Source organism: Geminicoccus roseus DSM 18922, assembly GCF_000427665.1.
In the GTDB taxonomy this organism is placed as follows: Bacteria; Pseudomonadota; Alphaproteobacteria; order Geminicoccales; family Geminicoccaceae; genus Geminicoccus; species Geminicoccus roseus.
In genome coordinates this window covers 218,918-237,531 of sequence record NZ_KE386572.1, presented here as the reverse complement: position 1 = coordinate 237,531, position 18,614 = coordinate 218,918, and the positions used below count along the sequence as shown (strand labels likewise).

The window sequence follows — 18,614 nt, the reverse complement described above, 5'->3', positions numbered from 1 at the left end:
GGAGGGCTCCATGGTTCAGGCGGCCTTGCCGGCAGCACCGGTGATGAGCGCGACCAGTTCCTCGCCGCTGGTCTCGGCGGTGCGCCTGGTACCCACAATCCGGCCGGCGCGCATCGCCCAGACCTGATCAGACAGGCGCAGGACCTGGTCGAAATTGTGGCTGATCAGGATGACGCTGACCCGTTCCTCGCGCAGCCGCGCGATCAGCGCCTCGACATTGGCGGTCTCCTGGACGCCCAGCGCCGCGGTCGGCTCGTCCATGACCACGAGGCTGGCGCCGGCGCCCACCGCCCGGCAGATCGAGATCGCCTGGCGCTGGCCGCCGGACAGGCGGCGGACCCGCTGCTCGACCGAGGGCACGTTGATCGACAGGCGGGACAGCAGGGAGCGCGCCTGCACCCGCATGGCCCTGCGGTCCAGAAAGGCGAGCGGACCGATCCGGCGGACGATCTCGCGGTTGAGGAACAGGTTCTGCGCGACGGTCAGCTCGTCGATCAGCGCCAGGTTCTGGTGGACCGTCTCGATGCCGGCCCGGCGGGCGGCGTCGGGATCCGCGAACCGGGCGGGGCGGCCATCGAAGAAGATCTCGCCGTTGTCGGGGACGTGCACCCCGACAAGGCAGCGGATCAGCGTCGACTTGCCGGCCCCGTTGTCGCCGACCAGGGCGGTGACCTCGCCGCGCCTGGCGGAAAAGGCCACGTCCTTGAGGGCATGGATGCCGCCGAAATGCTTGTCGATCCCGGCGCAGGCGAGGATCGCGTCGGCCAGGATCGGATCGGTGGGGGCCGTGCTCATCGCTGGTAGCGCATGATCAAGGCGGCCAGCACCACGATGATGCCGACGGCGAGCGGCTGGTAGAAGGCGGAGACGCCCTGCAGCGTCAGGCCGTTGACCAGCGTGGTCAGCATCAGCGCGCCGAACACCGGGCCCAGGATGCTGCCGCGCCCGCCGAACAGGCTGACCCCGCCCAGGACCACCGCGGCCACCGAGTTCAGGAGCAGGTTGGTGTTCACGGTGGGCTCGGCGGAGCCGATCCGCGCCACCAGCAGGATCGCGGCGATCCCGGCGCAGGCCCCGGAGATGGTGTAGGCGGCGATCTTGACCCGGTCGGTGTGGATGCCGAGCGAGCGGGCGCTCTCGGCATGGCCGCCGGTGGCGAGCAGGTGAACGCCGAAGCGGGTGTGGTAGAGCAGGACATGGCCGACCAGGGCCACCGCGGCGGCGACCAGAACCGGATAGCCCAGGATGCCGATCCGGCCGCTGGAGAGCTTGAGCAGGAACAGGCTGGACACCATGGTCGGCTCGCCGCTGGACAGGATCAGGCCAGCACCGGTGACCGCGGACAGGCTGCCGAGCGTCACCACGAAGTCGGGGATCCTGCCGCGGGTGATCACCAGCCCGTTCAAAAAGCCCACGAACGCGGCGGCGGCCACCGCGAGCAGGCAGGCGGGCAGGGTGCCGTAGCCGCCGGCATAGGTCAGTCCCAGCAGGATGGCGCCCAGCGTGATGTTGGCGGCCATCGACAGGTCGATGCCGGCGGTGGCCACCACGAAGGTCTGCCCCACCGCGACCACCACCAGGATCGCCGAGGCCAGCAGCACCGCCTGCAGGTTGGCGGTGGTGAAGAAGGCCGGCGCGGTCAGGCCGAACACCAGCACCAGCCCGGCCAGCCCGACCACCGCGGCCCAGTCGGCCCAGAACGACGGCTCCAGCAGGGCCGGCCGTGCCGGGCGAGGCAGGCGCGTGCCCGCCTCGCCGTCGGCGGCGCGATCCGAGGCGCTCACTGCTGCAGCATGTCCCGAAACGGATCCGGGTAGTCGCCGGCCGGCCGCGGGAAGTTCTTCAGCGCGGTCTCGGCATTGTCCGGGGTGATGAGCTGCACCGGGGCGTTGACGTTGTCGGGCAGGTCGTTGCCGGCCGCGGCGGCCAGGCAGGCTTCCAGGCCCATGGCCCCCACCACGTAGGGATATTGCGAGACGGTCGCGGCGAGCTGGCCGTCGGCCACCGACTGGAGCGCGTCGGTGATGCCGTCCAGGCCGATCACCTTGGCGTCCGAGCCGGCGCTCATCACCGCGCGCTGGGCGCCCAGCGCCATGATGTCGTTGGCGGCGAAGATGCCGGCCAGGTCCGGATGGGCGCGCAGGATCGTGTCGGTGGCGGTCAGCGCCTTCTCGCGGTCCCAGTCGGCGCTGACCATCTGGACCACCTCGAGCTTGCCCTCGACCGCCTCCTGGAAGCCCTTGATCCGGGCATTGCTGCCGACGTCGCCGACCACCCCGGCGATCAGCGCGACCTTGCCGCCGTCGGGCAGCAGCCGGAGCATTTCCTCGCCTGCCATCTGGCCGGCCTCGACATTGTCGGTGCCGATATAGGTGTCGACCTGGAAGCCGGCGGCCTCGGCCTGGGCGGGATCGACCACGCTGTCGATGTTGACGATCGGCGCGCCCTTCTGCGCCACCGGCACCAGGGCCTGGACCAGGTTGCTGACGCTGATCGGGTTGACCAAGTAGCAGCCATAGTCCTGCATTGCCACGGCGGACAACCGGTCGGCCTGGCCGGTGGAATCGCCCATGCCGGCAGCCGCCTGGACATTGACCTCCGCCCCCAGCTCCTGGGCCCGCTCGTCGATGCCCTGGCGCATGTACTGGAAGAACGGGTTGTCCAGGCCCTTGATCACCGCGGCGACCCGGGTGTTGTCGGCGGCGGCGGCCGGCAGGGACAGGATGCCGGCGACCAGCGCGGTGCCAAGCGCGAGCGCAGATACGGACGTGCTCATCCGCTCATCTCCCTGAGGGAGGCAGCTTGTTCTGGTGCTGTGGTGCTGCCTTCTCGGAAAGTATCGACATCGATCCCGTCACGATGTCAACCGCATGCGCTTCATGTATAGAGGTGCCACCTTGCTGTGTTCGTAGCATGAACGCTCGATTTTGTTCATGAACAGCATTCCGGGAACTCGTATATCACACGCCGAAGCTGCGCAGAGTCGCGCGGTTGACCTGGACCGCGGCAGCCGGGTCTTGCGCGGCCTGATCCGACTCCTCCTCCAGGACCAGCCAGCCGTTGAAGCCGGGCGCGCGGGCCGCGACCTCCAGCACCCGGCCGACATCGCAGGCGCCAGCACCCAGCATCTGCCACTGCCCCGCTTCGTCGACGTCCTTGAGGTGGACGTAGCGGATTCGTGCTCGGTGGCGCTCCATGGTTTCGGCGACGTCCTGACCGCCGCGGATGATGTGACCGGTGTCGGGGACCCAGCCGACCAGATCCGGGTCGGTCAGTTCCATGATCCGGTCGTAGTCGGCCCGGTCGAACAGCAGCGTGTTGTGGTGCGAACTGGGATGGAAGGCGACCGGCACGCCCAAGGCGCGGCCGTGCCGGCCGGCCTCGTCGTAGATGCGGGCGGCGGTCTCGAACTTGGCGGCACGCGCGCCGGGCGACACCACCGTGGCGCTGCCCAGCGACAGGTGGGCGCCGGGGAAGGCCGAGGCAAACAGGAGGGCGCGGTCGATCATGGCGAGGTCGGTCGTGATCGCCGCCTCCTCGGTGAACCCGCTGGAACTGCCGCAGGCGAACGCGACCAGGGTGAGGCCGTGCGCGGCCAGCGCCGTCCGGAAGGCGTCGGCGCGCCCGGCATAATGCCCGATCATGGTGTCGGTGATCTCGATGCCCTCGTAGCCGGCCTCTGCGATCGCGCGGAGCAGGTCATCGGCGTTGCCGGTCCACCGCTCGCCCAGCATCTCCCAGGTGAAGGTCTGGCAGCCGCTCCGGAATCTCGCTGGCTGGTCGGTCATGCAGGTGTCCCCCGTTCGGTCGGTCCGGGGCAGGGGGACATGCCGGCGGCAGGAGTCAACCGCGCGGGCGCTCCCCTAGTGTCGATGGTCAACCCTGCGCGGACATTGCCCGCGCGGTGGTGGTGCGGGCGGCGGCCGGCTCCAGCGCCTGGAGCACGATCGACTGGGTCAGGATCTGCGGGAGGACGGTGGGCGCGCCGCCGCCGGCCGGATAGAGCAGGTAGAGCGGCACGCCTTCCCGCCCGTGACGCTCCAGGAACGCGGAAATCACCGGATCGCCGCTGGTCCAGTCACCCTCCAGGGTGACGACGCCGGCCGCTTCGAACGCCGCCCGGGTCGCGGCCGTCTCCAGTGCGACCCCCTCGTTGACCTTGCAGGTGATGCACCAGGCCGCGGTGAAGTTGACGAAGACCGGCCGTCCCTCGGCCTGGAGCGCTGCGACCCGCGCCTCGCTCCATCGCTCGGTCCCGGGCGCACCGGTCTCAGCAAGGGCGGGCCCGACCGCGGACGAGCCGAGCTGCGGCAGGAGCGCCAGGGCGATCGCAGTGGCGACGCCGGCGGTGCATTGGCCGACGATCCGCCCGCGCGGCGCCGCCCCCTGGGCGACCCCCAGCGCCCAGGCGGCGAAGGCGATCAGCAGGGCGCCGGCCAGGACCAGCAGGACCCCGTCCGCCCCGGCCTGCACGGTCAGCACCCAGGCCAGCCAGATGGCGGCGCCGTACATCGGGAAGGCCAGGACCTGCTTCAGGCGCTCCATCCACAGGCCCGGACGGGGCAGCAGCCGGGCCAGCCCCGGAGCGAAGGCCAGGAGCGCATAGGGCGCGGCCATGCCCAGGCCCATCGCCGCGAACACTGCCAGCGTCGCTGCCGGCGGCATCGCGAAGGCCGCGCCGATCGCGGCGGCCATGAACGGCGCGGTGCAGGGGGTCGCCACCAGCACGGCCAGCGCGCCGGTGGCGAAGCTGCCGAGATGGCCGCTCCGGTCGGCGAGCTTGCCGCCGGCGGTGACCGGCCGGCCCATGGCGTAGACCCCCGAAAGGTTCAGCCCGACCGCCAGCATCAGCCAGGCCATCGCGGCGACGAACACGGGCGAGGTGAACTGGAAGCCCCAGCCGGCCACCGCCCCTGCGGCCTTGAGCAGGAGAAGCAGGCCGCCCAGCGCCAGGAACGAGACGAGGACGCCTGCCGTATAGGAGGCGGCATGGCCGCGCACCACGCCGTTGCGCGCTCCGGAAAGCGCGGCGATCCCCACCGCCTTCATGGCGAGGATCGGAAACACGCAGGGCATCAGGTTGAGCAACAGCCCGCCCAGCACCGCGAAGGCGGCTGCCTGCCACAGCGGCAGGGCCGGTGTGCTGGCCACCACGGGGACCGCGCCAAGCTCGCTGCTCACGACATAGCTGCTGCGGCTGCCGGCCGCGTCGGTCACCGCGATCACGCCGTCCAGCCGCGGCGGCAGCTCGCCCTTGGCGCGGGTGAGGGACAGGCTGAGCGTGCCCGGCGCCAGGTGGAGTTCCTGCGGCGCCGCATGGTCGAGAACGCCCGATGCCGCCGGGAAGAAGAAGGCCTCGGTGACCGAGCCGGGCGTGAGCATCTCGCCGGAAAGCTGCAGGACGCCGGCATCGCCCTCGAACCCCGCCGTGGCCTGCCAGGGGGAGGAGCGGGGCAGGGCCGCCTCGGCGGCGGTGAACAGCGCCGCGGTGTCCGGGGCGGGACGGGCGGCGGCCTCGACCGGCAGGTCCAGGTGGAAACTGTCCTCCTCGGGGATGCAGATGTCCGCGCAGACCAGCCAGTAGCCGTCGGCCCGGATCTCGAAGCGCTGGCCCGGCTGCAGGTCGGCCGGCGGGGTGACGGTCAGGGGCAGGACGACCTCGCCCTCGTAGCCGAAATTGACCAGCGGGCCGTAGGGGATCCGCTCGGGCGCCGGAAAGGACAGGTCGCTGGCGGATGCGTTCTTGGGGAGGTCGAAGGCCAGTTCCGGTGGCGCGCCCGCGTCGCCGGGATTGGACCAGTAGGTGTGCCAGCCGGGTGCGATGACCTGGCGAAGGCCCAGGCGGAACGGCTCGCCCGGCGCGATCGCCGCCGCCTCGCTGATCAGGCTGACCGTGGTCTGCGGCGAGCTGACCGCCGCGCTCTCCACGGCAGCGGCGGGGCCGGCGCCGAGCAGCCCGACCACAGCGGCTGCCAGGGCCACGCGGCCGATCTGCCTGGCGGGCGCATCCTTCACGCTCCGCCGTGCCTGGCATGCGTCCGCGTGGCCTGGCCCATATGGCGACACGAAAGCGGAAGGCACCGGCACGATCTCCTGATGGACCATCACCAGATATCATGCCGGTGCCGGACAGCGTAAGGCCGTGCGACGAACGGTCAGTTCGCCCGGGCTGTACGCATCTGCAGCCCCTGGATGACCTCCTGGCCAAACGTTTCCTGCCAGGTGCGCCGCTCGGCCTCGCTGACGCCCTGGTCGGCCACCAGCCTCGCGCAATGGGCCATGATCAGGGCATTGGCGATGTCGGCCTCTGATGCCTTCGGCTCCTTGGCCAGCAGCTGATCGACATATTCCTGGCGGGCCTTGCCCGTCACCGGAAGGGCCGGCTTGCCGAAGATCGCGGTCGCGCTGGCGACCAGACCGGCCGGAACCAGCTTGCCGTTGTCGGGTGGGCAGGCAAGCGTCGTGGTTCCTTCCTTCGCCTCGCGGGCGAGGACGCTGTGGCCGACCTGGACAGCCCAGGTCAGGTCGACGTCAGGAAGCGGCGCGGCCGCCGTCGCCGGGGAGACATCGGCCGCAGCCTGCCTTGCGACCCGCTCCAGCTCTGCCTGCTTCATGTAGGCAGGCGTGTCATCGGCTGCGACGGCCGGGCAGTAGGCGGAGATCACGGCGTTGACGATCTCGGCCGGATCGGCGCCGGAGGCCTGCGCCTGGTACGCGTCGACCAGATCGTGGACGTTGCGGTTCCCGCCCTTGACCATCTCGGCGACGGCCTGGACCGCCTGGGCGTCCGGACCGGTGCCGCCCGGCGCGCCGCCTACCTGCGGACACTGGAAGGCCGCGGCGCTTTCCGTGCCGACATCGGGGACGCTGGTGGTGCTGCGCCACACACCCGCCATCTTGGCGGTGGCGTTGGCCGCGCCGTCGTTGCCCCAGCTGGTGCGGACATAGTTGGCCAGATCGGCGACCTGTCGGTCGGAGAGCCGGCCGGCGAAGGAGGGCATCGCGTCGTACTTGCCGCTGGACGGCAGCCCGTCCAGCACCACCGCCAGCACGTTGTAGGGCTCCGTGGCCGTCACCGCGGGATTGCCCTTCAAGGGCGGAACCGAGCCGGCGATGCCGGTCCCGTGCGGCTGGTGGCAGGTGGCGCACTGGTCGATATAGAGCTTGGAAGCGCTTTGATAGACGTCGGCCGGCAGCGGCGACTGCTTTTGCGGGGTGGGCACGTCCTGCGGTGGCGGGCTGTCCAGCAGGTAGGTGACCATGGCGTCGAGATCGGCGTCGGTCAGGTGACTGAGGCTGTGCTCGACCACGTCGGCCATGGGTCCGAACACGCTGGTCTTGTTTTCGCCGGTCCCGGTCTTGAGGAACGTCTTCAGCTCGGCGCTGGTCCAATTGTCGGCAAGGGCGGCGGCGGAGATCTGCGGCGCGTAGAAGCCGTCGATCTCCGCGCCGATGAAATGCTCCTTGCCCTTGACGGCGCCCATCAGGTTGCGCGGGGTGTGGCAGTCCGAGCAGTGGCCCAGCGCCTCCACCAGGTAGGCGCCCCGGTTCCATGCCTCGCTCTTGCCTGCGGTCGGCGTGAAGGTCTGCGGCGTGAAGAACAGCTCGCGCCAGGCGAGCATGCCCAGCCGGATGCTGAACGGGAACTCGAGCTGGTTGGCCTTGTTCTCGGCCTTCACCGGCGGGAGGCTGCGGAAGTAGGCCCAGAGCGCCTGCAGGTCCTCGTCCGTGATCTTGGTGTAGGCGTCGAACGGCATGGCCGGGTAGAGATACGCGCCGTCGGCGCGCACGCCGTCATGAAGGGCGGCCTTGAACTGGTCGAACGTCCACGCCCCGATCCCGGTCTCCTTGTCGGGCGTGATGTTGACCGAAAAGAGGGTGCCGAACGGCGTGCTCATGCCGAGCCCACCGGAGAATGGCTTGGCGCCCGGGGCGGTATGGCATGGCATGCAGTCCGCGGCGCGGGCAAGGTATTCGCCCTTCGCCACGAGCGCCGCCTCGTCCTTGTCCTGCCCCCAGGCGGCGGGGCTGACGAGCATGAGGCAGGTGACAGACGCGAGCAGCCGGTTGCGGACAGCCATGTTTTTCCCCCGGGCGTCGGACAATGTCGTCACAGAGAGTGTAGTAAGAACAGCTCGACGTCGATAGGACAGGCATGATGGCAGGCTTGTGGCAGTCGCCACCGGGCGGCGGCGCCGTGGCCGAACCAGAACTACCTTGAAAAGCCTGACGTTTGGCTGGAGAACGCCCTCCAACGGGAGGGGTCGTGCCTAGGGTCGCGGCCAGAGGAGGCCGGAATGTTGCTGCCTGCAGGCGTGCGGATCGACGGGACATCTGGGGCGGTCACCCCATCCACCGGCAGCTACGTGAAGCGCCTCAGCGAACTTGGCGGCCTCTATCAGGACCGGGCGGCCTTCGACGCGCTCCTCCAGGCGGATGATCCGGTCGCCTACGAGGTGATCGACTATCGCTTCAAGGACAGCGACCTCGCCTTCGGCACCACCATCATGGCGCCAGGCCGGGTCGGGGCCGAGTACTACATGACCCGCGGCCACTTCCACGAACGGCGCGAGTGCGGCGAGACCTACTACACCCAGTCCGGGGAAGGGATCCTGCTCCTGCAGTCCCGCGACGGCGAGACCCGCACCGTGGAGATGAAGCCCGGCATCTGCGCGTTCATCCCGCCCGACTGGGCGCACCGGTCCATCAATACCGGACGCGACAAGCTGGTGTTCGTTTGGCACTGTGCCACCGATGCCGGCCACGAGTATGGCGAGATCCTGGACAAGGGCATGCGCAAGCTCGTGGTGGAGCGGGACGGCCACGCGGTGGTGGTGGACAACCCGAATTTCGCATCCTGACGCGGCGACCGGCACGAAAGCCGGCGGCGCGGCCATCGACGAGCAACAAGACCGGGGAGGGTCAGATGAAGCTTCGCAATTGGATCGCCAGCGCTGCCATGGCGGGCGTCGCCGCGGCAGCACTGCCGGCGTTCGCCGCCGAGTTCGACGGCGTGACCGTGAACATCCTGACCCAGACCGGCCCCGCCATTTCCGGGCCGATGCAGGCGCGCGCGCCCGAGTTCGAGAAGATGACCGGCGCGAAGATCAACGTGATCACCGTGCCCTTCTCGGACATCTACCAGAAGCTTCTCACCGACTGGACCACCCAGACCAACTCGATCGACGCCGCCGTGTTCGCGCCCCAGTGGATGGTGGACTACGCCGCGGCCGGGTTCCTCGAGGACCTGACCGAGCGGATGGCCGACGACCAGGACCTGCAGCAGGACGACATCGCGCCGTTCTTCCGCGACTTCTCGCAGAAGTACGACGGCAAGACCTACATGATGACGTTCGACGGCGACTTCCACATGATCTTCTACCGCACGGACGTGCTGGAGGAGCTCGGCAAGCAGCCGCCGAAGACCTGGGAGGACTATCTGGACATTGCTGAAGCCGCGCACGGCAAGGACCTGAACGGCGATGGCACGCCGGACTTCGGCTCGTGCATCGGCAAGAAGCGCAACGCGCAGGGCTACTGGTTCATCACCTCGGTGGCGAGCCCCTACGTCCAGTCCCAGGGCACCAGCCAGGGCGCGTTCTTCCAGACCGACGAGGACATGACCCCGCTGATCGACAATGCCGGGTTCAAGAAGGCGCTGGAGGTCTACAAGGAGACCTCCAAGTACGGTCCGCCGGACGAGTTGAACCTGGACGTGTCCGACACCCGGGTGATGTTCGTGGCCGGGCGCTGCGCCTTGTCGATGGACTGGGGCGACATCGGCCCGATGTCGGTCGATCCCTCCATGAGCAAGGTGGTGGGCAAGGTAGGCGCCACCATCCTGCCCGGCAGCGACCAGGTGGTCGACCGTGAGACCGGCGAGTTCGTCGCCTGCGACGACCAGACCTGCCCGCATGCGATCGACGGCCTGAACCATGCGCCCTATGCGGCGTTCGGCGGCTGGGGCGGCGGCATCAACACCAACGCCGATCCCAAGGTGAAGGACGCTGCCTATGCGTTCTTTTCCTACCTGACGCAGCCGGAGCAGTCGAACGAGGACGTGAAGAAGGGCCAGACCGGCTTCAATCCGTACCGGATGTCGCAGCTCGACGAGGTCGACGCCTGGGCCGAGATGGGCATGGGCAAGGAGAACGCCGAAAGCTATCTCGGCGCGATCAAGACCAGCCTGAACAGCCCGAACATGATCCTGGACCTGCGCATCCCGCAGAACCAGCGTTACCAGCAGGTCGTGCTCGACACCGCCGTTGCCCGCTACCTCGCCGGCGAGCTGGATGTCGACCAGGCTGTGGAAGCGATCGTGGAAGGCTGGAACGAGGTGAACGAGGAACTCGGCACCGAGGAGCAGCTGGAGTCCTACAAGGCCACCATCGGCGCGCAGTGAACCGGTGGGGCTGGCCGGCGGGAGATCCGCCGGCCAGCCCGCCTCGCCCTCGGCAACAGGATCTTCCAAGGATGGGTGGACAGCGATGGCCATGACGCCTTCGGCCACCGAACGGATGGTGGCAGCTCCGCCGGAGCGCGAGAGCCTTCAGGACTGGATGGACCGGCAGGCAGGCCGGATGTTCATCCTGCCCGCGGTGATCCTGATCCTGGGCTTTTCGATCTTTCCCCTGATCGCCTCGGCCTACCTGGCCCTGTCGCGCTTCAAGCTGGCGCCGGGCGGCTACACGCTGAGCTATATCGGCTTCCTGAACTTCAAGAAGATGTTCACCGGCTCCCAGCAGTTCCATCTGCTGGGCACGTTCGGCACGGTGAGCCTGCTCGGCTGGACGATCATGGGCGCGACCATCGCCCTGTTCGTCTGGTTCTTCGCCCACTACGTCCGCCACCAGCGGGTCACCGTGGTCGGGCTGATCGGGCGGACCATCACCGCTGTCACCGCGATCGCGCTCTCGGTGCTGGTGGCGACCAACCTGACCGACGCGGGCCAGCTCGGTACGATCGGCGTCACCCTGTTCTACGTGGTCTGCGGCGTCGCCCTGCAGTTCGCGATCGGCTTGGGCCTGGCCCTGCTGTGCGCCAAGCCGATCCGTGGCCGCAGCTTCTTCCGGGTGCTGTTCTTCGTGCCGCTGATGGTGACCCCGGTCGGCATCGCCTACACCTTCCGGATGCTGGCCGACACCGCGGTCGGCCCGTTCGCGCCCTTGTGGCACTGGCTGGGCTATGCGCAGACATCCTGGTCGGCGGATGCCTGGAGCGCCCGGTTCGTGGTCCTGATCGGCGACAGCTGGCAGTGGATCCCGTTCATCTTCATTGTGCTCCTGGCCGCGGTGGAGAGCCAGCCGCGCGACGAGGTCGAGGCGGCGCAGCTGGACGGGGCGAGCGGCTGGCAGATCTTCCGCGACATCACCTGGCCGTCGATCGCGCCTGTGGCCGCCACGGTCGTGCTGATTCGCACCATCGAGGCGTTCAAGATCATCGACCTGCCGAACGTGCTCACCAATGGCGGGCCGGGCATCGCCACCGAATCCCTGACGCTGCACGCCTTCATCGAGTGGCGGGCGCTCAACCTCGGCGGCTCGGCCGCGGTCGCCTACGTGCTCCTGTTCCTCGCGACCATCACCTGCGTCTCGTTCTTCAACTTCGTGGTGAAGCCCATGCGGGGGGCCAGGACATGAGCATCCTGAAGCGGCTGACCGAGCCGAAGTCCTTGGAAACGATGTCGCCACTGGGCGCTGTGCTGGTCTATGGCGGGCTGATCGTCTGGAGCCTGGTGGTCCTGTTCCCGCTCTACTGGATCGTGATCACCTCGCTGAAGCTGCCGATCCACGTCTCGGCTGGGCCGGTCTACCTGCCGTTCATCGACTTCCTGCCCTCGCTGCACGCCTGGGAGTACATCTTCGTCGATCTCGGCAACGACACGCTGCGCCCCTACATGAACTCGATCGTGGTGGCGTTCGTCTCCACCGCGCTGGCGATGCTGATCGGCTCCATGGCGGCCTATGCGCTCTCCCGCCTGGAGTTCGCGCCGAAGTTCGGCTCGATCCTGCTGTTCATCCTGCTGGGCGCCCTGATGATCGTCGCGGTGGCGGGCTTCGGCGTGCCCTGGTGGATCGCGGCGGTGGTGGCCCTGGCGCTGTTCCTGCTGCTGGCGCGCGCCGCCGGGCGGACCATGCGCGCCTCGCTCGGCAACGGCGACATCCTGTTCTGGATCATTTCGCAGCGCATCCTGCCGCCGGTGGTGGCCGCGCTGCCGATCTACGTGATGTTCCAGACGATCGGCCTGCTCGACACCCGCACCGCCCTGATCGCCACATACACCACGGTCAACCTGCCGATCGTGGTCTGGCTGATGTACGACTTCTTCGTCACCATCCCCAAGGACCTGGAGGAAAGCGCGTCGCTGGACGGCGCCTCGCGCTTCGCGATCTTTTTCGGGATCGTCCTGCCCCTGGCCAGGCCCGGCCTGGTGGCGACCAGCCTGCTCGTGCTGATCCTGGCCTGGAACGAGTACCTGCTGGCCCTGTTCCTTTCCAGCGCCAACGCCCAGACCATGCCGGTGCTGGTCGCCGCCCAGAACGCCACCCGCGGCCCGCAATGGTGGTACATGAGCGTGCTGATCCTGCTCATGATCCTGCCGGTGATCTTCCTCACCCTTCTCCTGCAGCGATTCATCGCCAAGGGCATGCTGCTCGGCGCGGTGAAGGGCTGATGCGCATGAGCGAGTCTCGCCGATGACGATCATCCTCGACCGGGCGTCCAAGTCGTTCGGCAACATCGAAGTCCTCAAGGCGCTCTCGCTGGAGGTGAAGCCGGCCGAGTTCCTGGTGCTGCTGGGTGCGTCCGGCTCGGGCAAGACCACCGCTTTGCGCATGATCGCGGGGCTGGAGAGCGTGACGTCCGGGCGGATCCTGATCGGCGAGCGGGACGTCACCAACGTCCTGCCCAAGAACCGCGACGTGGCGATGGTCTTCCAGTCCTACGCGCTCTATCCGCACAAGACGGTGTTCGACAACATCGCCTACCCGCTGATGGTGCGCAAAAGGCCCAAGGCGGAGATCGAGACCGCGGTGCGCGACGTGGCTCAGCAGGTGCAACTCGACCACCTGCTCGACCGGTTCCCGCGCCAGCTCTCCGGCGGCCAGCGCCAGCGCGTGGCGCTGGCCCGGGCCATCGTCCGGCGGCCCTCCGCCTTCCTGATGGACGAGCCGCTCTCCAACCTGGACGCCAAGCTGCGCGGGCACATGCGCGCCGAGCTCAAGCACATGCAGCACGAACTGGGCATCACCACGATCTACGTCACCCACGACCAGATCGAGGCGATGACCCTGGCGCACCGGGTGGCGATCCTGGAGAAGGGCGTGCTGCAGCAGCTCGACACGCCGGCTAACATCTACAACCACCCGGCCAACCTGTTCGTGGCGGGCTTCATCGGCTCGCCGCCCATGAACGTGCTGGAAGGATCGCTCAAGGACGGCCGCTTCGACTGCAATGCCGGCAGCTTCGGCACGATGAGCCGGCGCAGCAACCAGGCGGTGGTCGCCGGGATCCGTCCGGAGGATGGCCGGCTGACCGGGCCCGGGCAGGGGCAGCTTGCCGGCGAGATCTATGCGAGCGAGTTGATCGGCGACCACACCCTGGTCACCTGCCGCTGCGGCGACGCGACGGTGACGGTCAAGGCCGACAAGGACTTCGCCGGCACGATCGGGCAGAAGGTCGGGATCGGCTTCGAGGAGCGGGCGGTGCACCTGTTCGACCAGACCAGCGGTGAGCGGATCCAGTGAGCAAGTACGACGTCGTCTCGATCGGCGAGCTGCTGATCGACCTGGTGCCGCTCCCCTCCAGGGACGGCAGCATGCAGTTCGTGGCCAAGCCCGGTGGGGCGCCCGGCAACGTGGCGGTCGGGGTGGCGCGGCTGGGCGGCCGGGCGGCGATGCTGACCAAGGTCGGCGAGGAGGCGTTCGGCCGGATGCTGGTCGACACGCTGCGCGACAACGGCGTGGCGACCGAGGCGGTCCGCTCCACGGCGACCAGGCGGACCGGGCTCGCGGTGGTGACCCTCAACGCCGAGGGCGACCGGGACTTCTTCTTTTACCGCGACGGCTGCGCTGATTCCGACCTGTCGCCCGACGACCTGGCTCTGGACGTGCTGCGTGGTACCCGGGTGTTCCATACCGGCAGCCTGTTCCTGGCCCAGCCCACTTCCGCCGCCGCCCAGCGCCGCGCGGTAGAGATCGCCCAGGCCGCCAACATCCTGGTTTCGGCCGACCCGAACCTGCGGGTCCATCTGTGGGGCGACCGGGACGCGATGCTGGATGCGGCGCGCGAGGTGGTCCGGGCCGCCAACATCGTCAAGATCAGCGACGAGGAGCTGGTCATGCTGACCGGCATCGACGATCCGGGTCAGGCGGTCCGCTCCCTCTGGCATGACGGCCTGAACGTGGTCGCGGTCACCCGGGGACCGGCCGGGGCAGAGGTCTTCACGCGCGACGACCGCGCCGCGGTGAGCGGCTTCAAGGTGGAGACCGTCGACACGATCGGCTGCGGCGACGCGTTCATGGCGATGATGCTGACCGAACTGGCCAGGCGCGACTTCGTCCTTGAGGGCACCCCGGCCCTCGAGACGCTGGCGCGCCGCTGCTGCGCCGCCGGGGCGCTGACGGCGACCCGGACCGGCGGCATGGAGAGCCTGCCGGACCTGGCCGCCATCGACCGCTTCCTGGCCGGGCAGCCCTAGCCGGCGCGGCCAGCGCGCAGGGTCTCCGCCATGTCGCGGATGCCCTGCTCCAGCGAGATGGCGGGCGTGTAACGCAGGTCGCGGCGGGCCGCGGAGATGTCGAAGCGCTGCTGCTGGTCGTCGCCCAGGTCCGGACCCGGCCCGAGCACGATGTCGGCCTCCGGCAGGATCTGGCGCACCACATTGGCCGCTTCGGTCATGGTGCGGCAGTCGTCGCCGGTGACGTTGTAGGCCCGCTGGGTGAGGTTGGATGCATCCAGCGCGCAGACCAGCGCGGTGGCGGCATCCTCGGCGTGGATGTACTGCCGCAGCGCATCGGCCCCGCTCGTGGTGCGGGTCGGGCGGCCGGCCAAGGCATCCGCCACCATCTGGCGCAGGATGCAGAACGTGGTCCGGTTCGGCCCATAGACCCAGGACAGACGCAGGGAGACGGTATCCAGCCCGTGCTCCACCGCATAGGCGGTGGTGATCTTCTCCGCCGCCAGCTTGGTGGCGCCATAGACGGTCGAAGGCTGCTGCGGCACGTCCTCGATCACCGGACCGGGCCCGGTATCGCCATAGGTGCTCACCGACGAGCAGTTCACCAGCCGGCGCAGCCGATGGATCCGGGCCACCTCCAGGACATTGGCCGTGCCCACCACGTTGACCTGCACCAGGTCGTACGGATTGTCCCGGGCCACCATCGGGCCGGAATGGGCGCCGCAATGGATGATCGCGTCCAGCGTCGTGGCAGCGGCGATCGCGTGCAGGCGATGGCTGTCGCGCAGGTCGCATTCCATCACGACCGTCTCGTCGCTGCCCGACGCCATCCGGTCGATGCCAACCACCCGGTCGCCTCGCGCCCGCAACTGGGCGGCGACGGCGCGTCCGATCAGGCCTGCCGCCCCGGTGACGAGAATCGTGTTCATGCCATGCTGTCCTTCTTGTTCAGCCGATGCATCACGGTGTGGCGGGCCCAGAGTGATCGCCCAAGGCTCATCCGGGATCCTCCAGGATCATGCGGATCCGGCTGGCTAGGGTCGCCAGCGGGAAGGGCTTGGTGATCATCGCCATGCCCGGCTCCAGGAAGCCGCGGGCGAGGGCGGTGCTCTCGGCATAGCCGGTCATGAACAGCACCTTCAGGTCCGGGCGGACCGCTCGGCCGCCATCGGCCACCTGGCGGCCGTTCAGCCCGGGCAGCCCCACATCGGTGATCAGCAGGGCGATCCGGCGCGAGGACTGAAGCATCTGCAGCCCGGTCACCCCGTCCTCGGCTTCCAGCACGGAATGTCCGGCCTCCTTGAGGACCTCGACGACGAGGCCACGGACGATCGCGTCGTCCTCGACCACCAGGACCGACATTGGCTGCGTGCCGGCCGGTTCGTCCGTCGCCTTTTCGGCGGCCGCCTGCTCGGCGTCTTCAGAGAGATGGCGCGGCAGATAGAGCTTCACGGTCGTGCCGATGCCGACCTCCGAATAGATCTTGGCATGGCCCTCGGACTGCCGCGCGAAGCCGTAGATCATCGAGAGGCCCAGCCCAGTCCCCATGCCGATCGGCTTGGTGGTGAAGAACGGCTCGAAGGCGCGCTCGATCACTTCCGGCGCCATGCCGGAGCCGGTGTCGGTGACGGCGATGCAGACATACTGGCCAGGGGTCATCTCGCCGGCCCGGCTGGTGTAGGCGCTGTCGAGATGGGCGTTGTACGTCTCGATGGTCAACTGGCCGCCTTCCGGCATCGCATCGCGGGCGTTGATCACCAGGTTCAGGATGGCGTTTTCCAGCTGGTTGGGATCGCAGCGCGTCTGCCAGAGGGCACCGCCCAGAGCGAACACCAGCCGGATATCCTTCCCGATGGTGCGCCGGAGAAGCTCTTCCATGGAGGCGACCAGCGGGTTCGCCTGGACCGGCTTCGGGTCGAGCGGCTGGCGGCGCGAGAAGGCCAGCAGGCGGTGGGTCAGGGCGGCGGCGCGCTCGGCCGATCCCATCGCACCGGCGACAAACCGGTCCACCTCGGCGACGCGGCCCTGGGCGATCCTGCGCCGCACCAGATCGAGCGAGCCGACGATGCCCTGGAGCAGGTTGTTGAAGTCATGGGCGATGCCGCCCGTGAGCTGGCCGACCGCCTCCATCTTCTGGCTCTGGCGAAGCGCCTCGTGGGCGGCGGTCAGCTCCGCGGTTCGTTCGGCGACCCGCTCCTCCAGGGTCTCGGCGAGCCTGGCCATGGTCTCGGTGGCGACCTTCTGGCTCTCGATGTCGCTGTTGCTGCCGACCCATCGCTGGATCTCGCCCTTCTCGTCCCTGATGGGAACAGCCCGCACGACATGCCAACGATAGGTGCCGTCATGCCGGCGCAGGCGGAACTCGGTGTGGTACGGCGACCCCGAGGCCAGGGCCTCGCCCCACCGTTCCTGCGTCGGTTGCCGATCGTCCGGATGGACGAGGCTGATCCATCTGTCACCGGCCAGTTCCTCGGCATCCGCTCCGGCATAGGCCAAAATCCGGTCATTGAACCACCGCAACCGGCCATCCGGCATGGCGATCCAGACATGGGCCGGCAGGGATTGCGCCAGCGAGCGGAACCGTCCCTCGCTTTCCGCCAGCGCCGCCTCGGCGCTCTTGCGGTCGGTGATGTCGAGAAACAGGACGGCGAACCGGTCACCGCCGGCCGGCCGGGCGCGGGCCTCGAACCAGCGGCCTCCCAGAATCTCCACCGGGACCTCGAAGTGCATCGGTCGCCCGGTGTCGACGACCCGGGCATAGTTCGCGATCAGGCTGTCCTCGATCGTCGGGATGACCTCCCGGACCCGGCGGCCGTTGGTATCGTTCCAGACGAGCCCGGTATGCTGCTCGAAGGCCCGATTGGCTTCCAGGAAGCGGAAGTCGATGGCCTTGCCGTCCGCGTCGCGCACCAGTTCGGCGACGAAGAAGCCTTCCTGCATCTCCTCGAACAGGCCCCGCCAGCGCGCCTCGCTCTGGCGGACCGCCTCTTCGGCATGCTTGCGGTCGGTGATGTCGATGGCGACGCCGAGGAAGCGCCGTGGCCCGCCGTCCGCGACCGGGATGACCTCGCCCCGTCGGGAGATCCAGCGCTGGGCGCCGTCGGAGGCGCGGCGAATCCGGTACTCGGTGTATTCCAGCGGGTTCGGCAGGTGGAACCGGGCCGGCCCCGTCCGCGGCCGGTCCTCCGCCTCGATCATGCCGATCAGCATCGCATCGGTGACCGGCTGATCGGCCGGAATGTCCCAGATCCGCCGGAACTCGTCCGAGACGTCCAGCTTGCCGCTCTCCGGATACCATTCGAAGGTGCCGACCCCGCCGGCCCGCTGCGCCACGCGCAGGCGCTGCTCGGCATCGACCCGCTCGGTGGTCTCCATCACCGTCGCGAGCGCTGCCTCCGGCACGGCGTCATCGTCGAGCAGCGGGCTCCAGTGCAGGTCGAACCAGATATCGTTGCAGACACCGCCCTTGGAGACGACGACATGCTGGTCGACATAGCTGACCGCCTGGCCCGAGAGGACCGTGCGGATGACATCGCCATCGGGAGAGGCCGCCAGTTCCGGCCAGCTTTCCCGGATCCTGGAGCCGAGCAGGGCCGGGTGACGGCTTCCCGCGATCGTCCTGTAGCTGTCGTTGTAGATCGCCGTGCTGTCGTCGTGCCAGAACACGACCATGGGCAGCCGCGCCCGCAGGATGAGGCTGACCACGGCACGGACCCGTGCCGGCCAGAGGCTGAGCGGTCCCAGCGACGTTGTCGACCAGTCGAAGGCCTGGATGATTCCAGCCATCTCCCCGCCACCGCTCAGGAAGCCATACCGCGCCGGATCAGGAATCGACATCGACAGCTCGCTGATTGCAGGGACGGCTGGCGGTGACCTGCCGCGCAGGCAGCCCGGACCTCGCGGTTGCCCACGGGGAGGAGAGAGGGGCGGCTGTTCC

14 protein-coding genes are annotated in these 18,614 nt (G+C 68.8%); 6 read left to right on the top strand and 8 right to left on the bottom strand.

Translation table 11 applies throughout. The features are described from left to right. Nucleotides 1–15: 15 nt before the first annotated feature. From GEMRO_RS0102450 to GEMRO_RS0102425, 6 genes are all read right to left on the bottom strand, one after another. Nucleotides 16–795 (bottom strand): ATP-binding cassette domain-containing protein, encoded by a 780-nt coding sequence (locus tag GEMRO_RS0102450; RefSeq protein WP_027132747.1) that lies wholly within the window; start codon nt 793–795, stop codon nt 16–18. Beyond that, entirely contained in the window at nt 792–1,784 is a 993-nt protein-coding gene (locus GEMRO_RS0102445; protein ID WP_051328597.1) for an ABC transporter permease, read from the bottom strand. The genes GEMRO_RS0102450 and GEMRO_RS0102445 overlap by 4 nt, the downstream gene beginning before the upstream one ends. Further along, nucleotides 1,781–2,776: a sugar ABC transporter substrate-binding protein gene (locus tag GEMRO_RS0102440; protein ID WP_027132745.1), complete on the bottom strand. Its 996-nt coding sequence runs from the start codon at nt 2,774–2,776 to the stop codon at nt 1,781–1,783. Before GEMRO_RS0102440 ends, GEMRO_RS0102445 begins: the two co-directional genes overlap by 4 nt. A gap of 184 nt (nt 2,777–2,960) precedes the next feature. Beyond that, complete coding sequence (locus GEMRO_RS0102435) at nt 2,961–3,788, bottom strand: sugar phosphate isomerase/epimerase family protein (protein ID WP_027132744.1); 828 nt, start codon at nt 3,786–3,788, stop codon at nt 2,961–2,963. Nucleotides 3,789–3,876: 88 nt separating this feature from the next. Beyond that, the gene (locus GEMRO_RS27070) at nt 3,877–6,015 is read right to left on the bottom strand and encodes a protein-disulfide reductase DsbD family protein (RefSeq protein WP_240476578.1); all 2,139 of its coding nucleotides are present in this window, start codon (nt 6,013–6,015) and stop codon (nt 3,877–3,879) included. Nucleotides 6,016–6,155: 140 nt separating this feature from the next. After that, nucleotides 6,156–8,081, bottom strand: coding sequence for a cytochrome c (locus tag GEMRO_RS0102425; protein ID WP_027132743.1), 1,926 nt, complete (start codon nt 8,079–8,081; stop codon nt 6,156–6,158). Nucleotides 8,082–8,297: 216 nt separating this feature from the next. On the opposite strand from GEMRO_RS0102425, the gene GEMRO_RS0102420 reads away from it, so the two are divergent. The 6 genes from GEMRO_RS0102420 (at nt 8,298) to GEMRO_RS0102395 (ending at nt 14,698) form a co-directional block, all read left to right on the top strand. Further along, nucleotides 8,298–8,861, top strand: coding sequence for a glucose-6-phosphate isomerase family protein (locus GEMRO_RS0102420; protein WP_027132742.1), 564 nt, complete (start codon nt 8,298–8,300; stop codon nt 8,859–8,861). 65 nt (nt 8,862–8,926) lie between these two features. Continuing rightward, complete coding sequence (locus GEMRO_RS0102415) at nt 8,927–10,402, top strand: ABC transporter substrate-binding protein (protein WP_027132741.1); 1,476 nt, start codon at nt 8,927–8,929, stop codon at nt 10,400–10,402. A gap of 85 nt (nt 10,403–10,487) precedes the next feature. Continuing rightward, nucleotides 10,488–11,639 carry a carbohydrate ABC transporter permease gene (locus tag GEMRO_RS27065; protein ID WP_051328595.1) on the top strand — a complete coding sequence of 384 codons (1,152 nt, stop codon included), beginning with the start codon at nt 10,488–10,490 and terminating at the stop codon, nt 11,637–11,639. Beyond that, a complete protein-coding gene (locus GEMRO_RS0102405; RefSeq protein ID WP_051328594.1) occupies nt 11,636–12,673 on the top strand; it encodes a carbohydrate ABC transporter permease in 1,038 nt (345 codons plus the stop codon). Before GEMRO_RS27065 ends, GEMRO_RS0102405 begins: the two co-directional genes overlap by 4 nt. A 22-nt stretch (nt 12,674–12,695) precedes the next feature. Beyond that, nucleotides 12,696–13,745, top strand: a complete 1,050-nt coding sequence (locus GEMRO_RS0102400; protein ID WP_027132739.1) for an ABC transporter ATP-binding protein — start codon at nt 12,696–12,698, stop codon at nt 13,743–13,745. Then, nucleotides 13,742–14,698 (top strand): carbohydrate kinase family protein, encoded by a 957-nt coding sequence (locus GEMRO_RS0102395; RefSeq protein WP_027132738.1) that lies wholly within the window; start codon nt 13,742–13,744, stop codon nt 14,696–14,698. The genes GEMRO_RS0102400 and GEMRO_RS0102395 overlap by 4 nt, the downstream gene beginning before the upstream one ends. On the opposite strand, the gene GEMRO_RS0102390 is transcribed toward GEMRO_RS0102395, so the two are convergent. Both GEMRO_RS0102390 and GEMRO_RS0102385 read right to left on the bottom strand, forming a co-directional pair. Then, a complete protein-coding gene (locus GEMRO_RS0102390; protein WP_027132737.1) occupies nt 14,695–15,606 on the bottom strand; it encodes an NAD-dependent epimerase/dehydratase family protein in 912 nt (303 codons plus the stop codon). The two genes, GEMRO_RS0102395 and GEMRO_RS0102390, sit on opposite strands and share 4 nt — an antisense overlap. Nucleotides 15,607–15,673: 67 nt before the next feature. Then, nucleotides 15,674–18,514: a PAS domain S-box protein gene (locus GEMRO_RS0102385; protein WP_035484625.1), complete on the bottom strand. Its 2,841-nt coding sequence runs from the start codon at nt 18,512–18,514 to the stop codon at nt 15,674–15,676. Nucleotides 18,515–18,614: the final 100 nt, after the last annotated feature.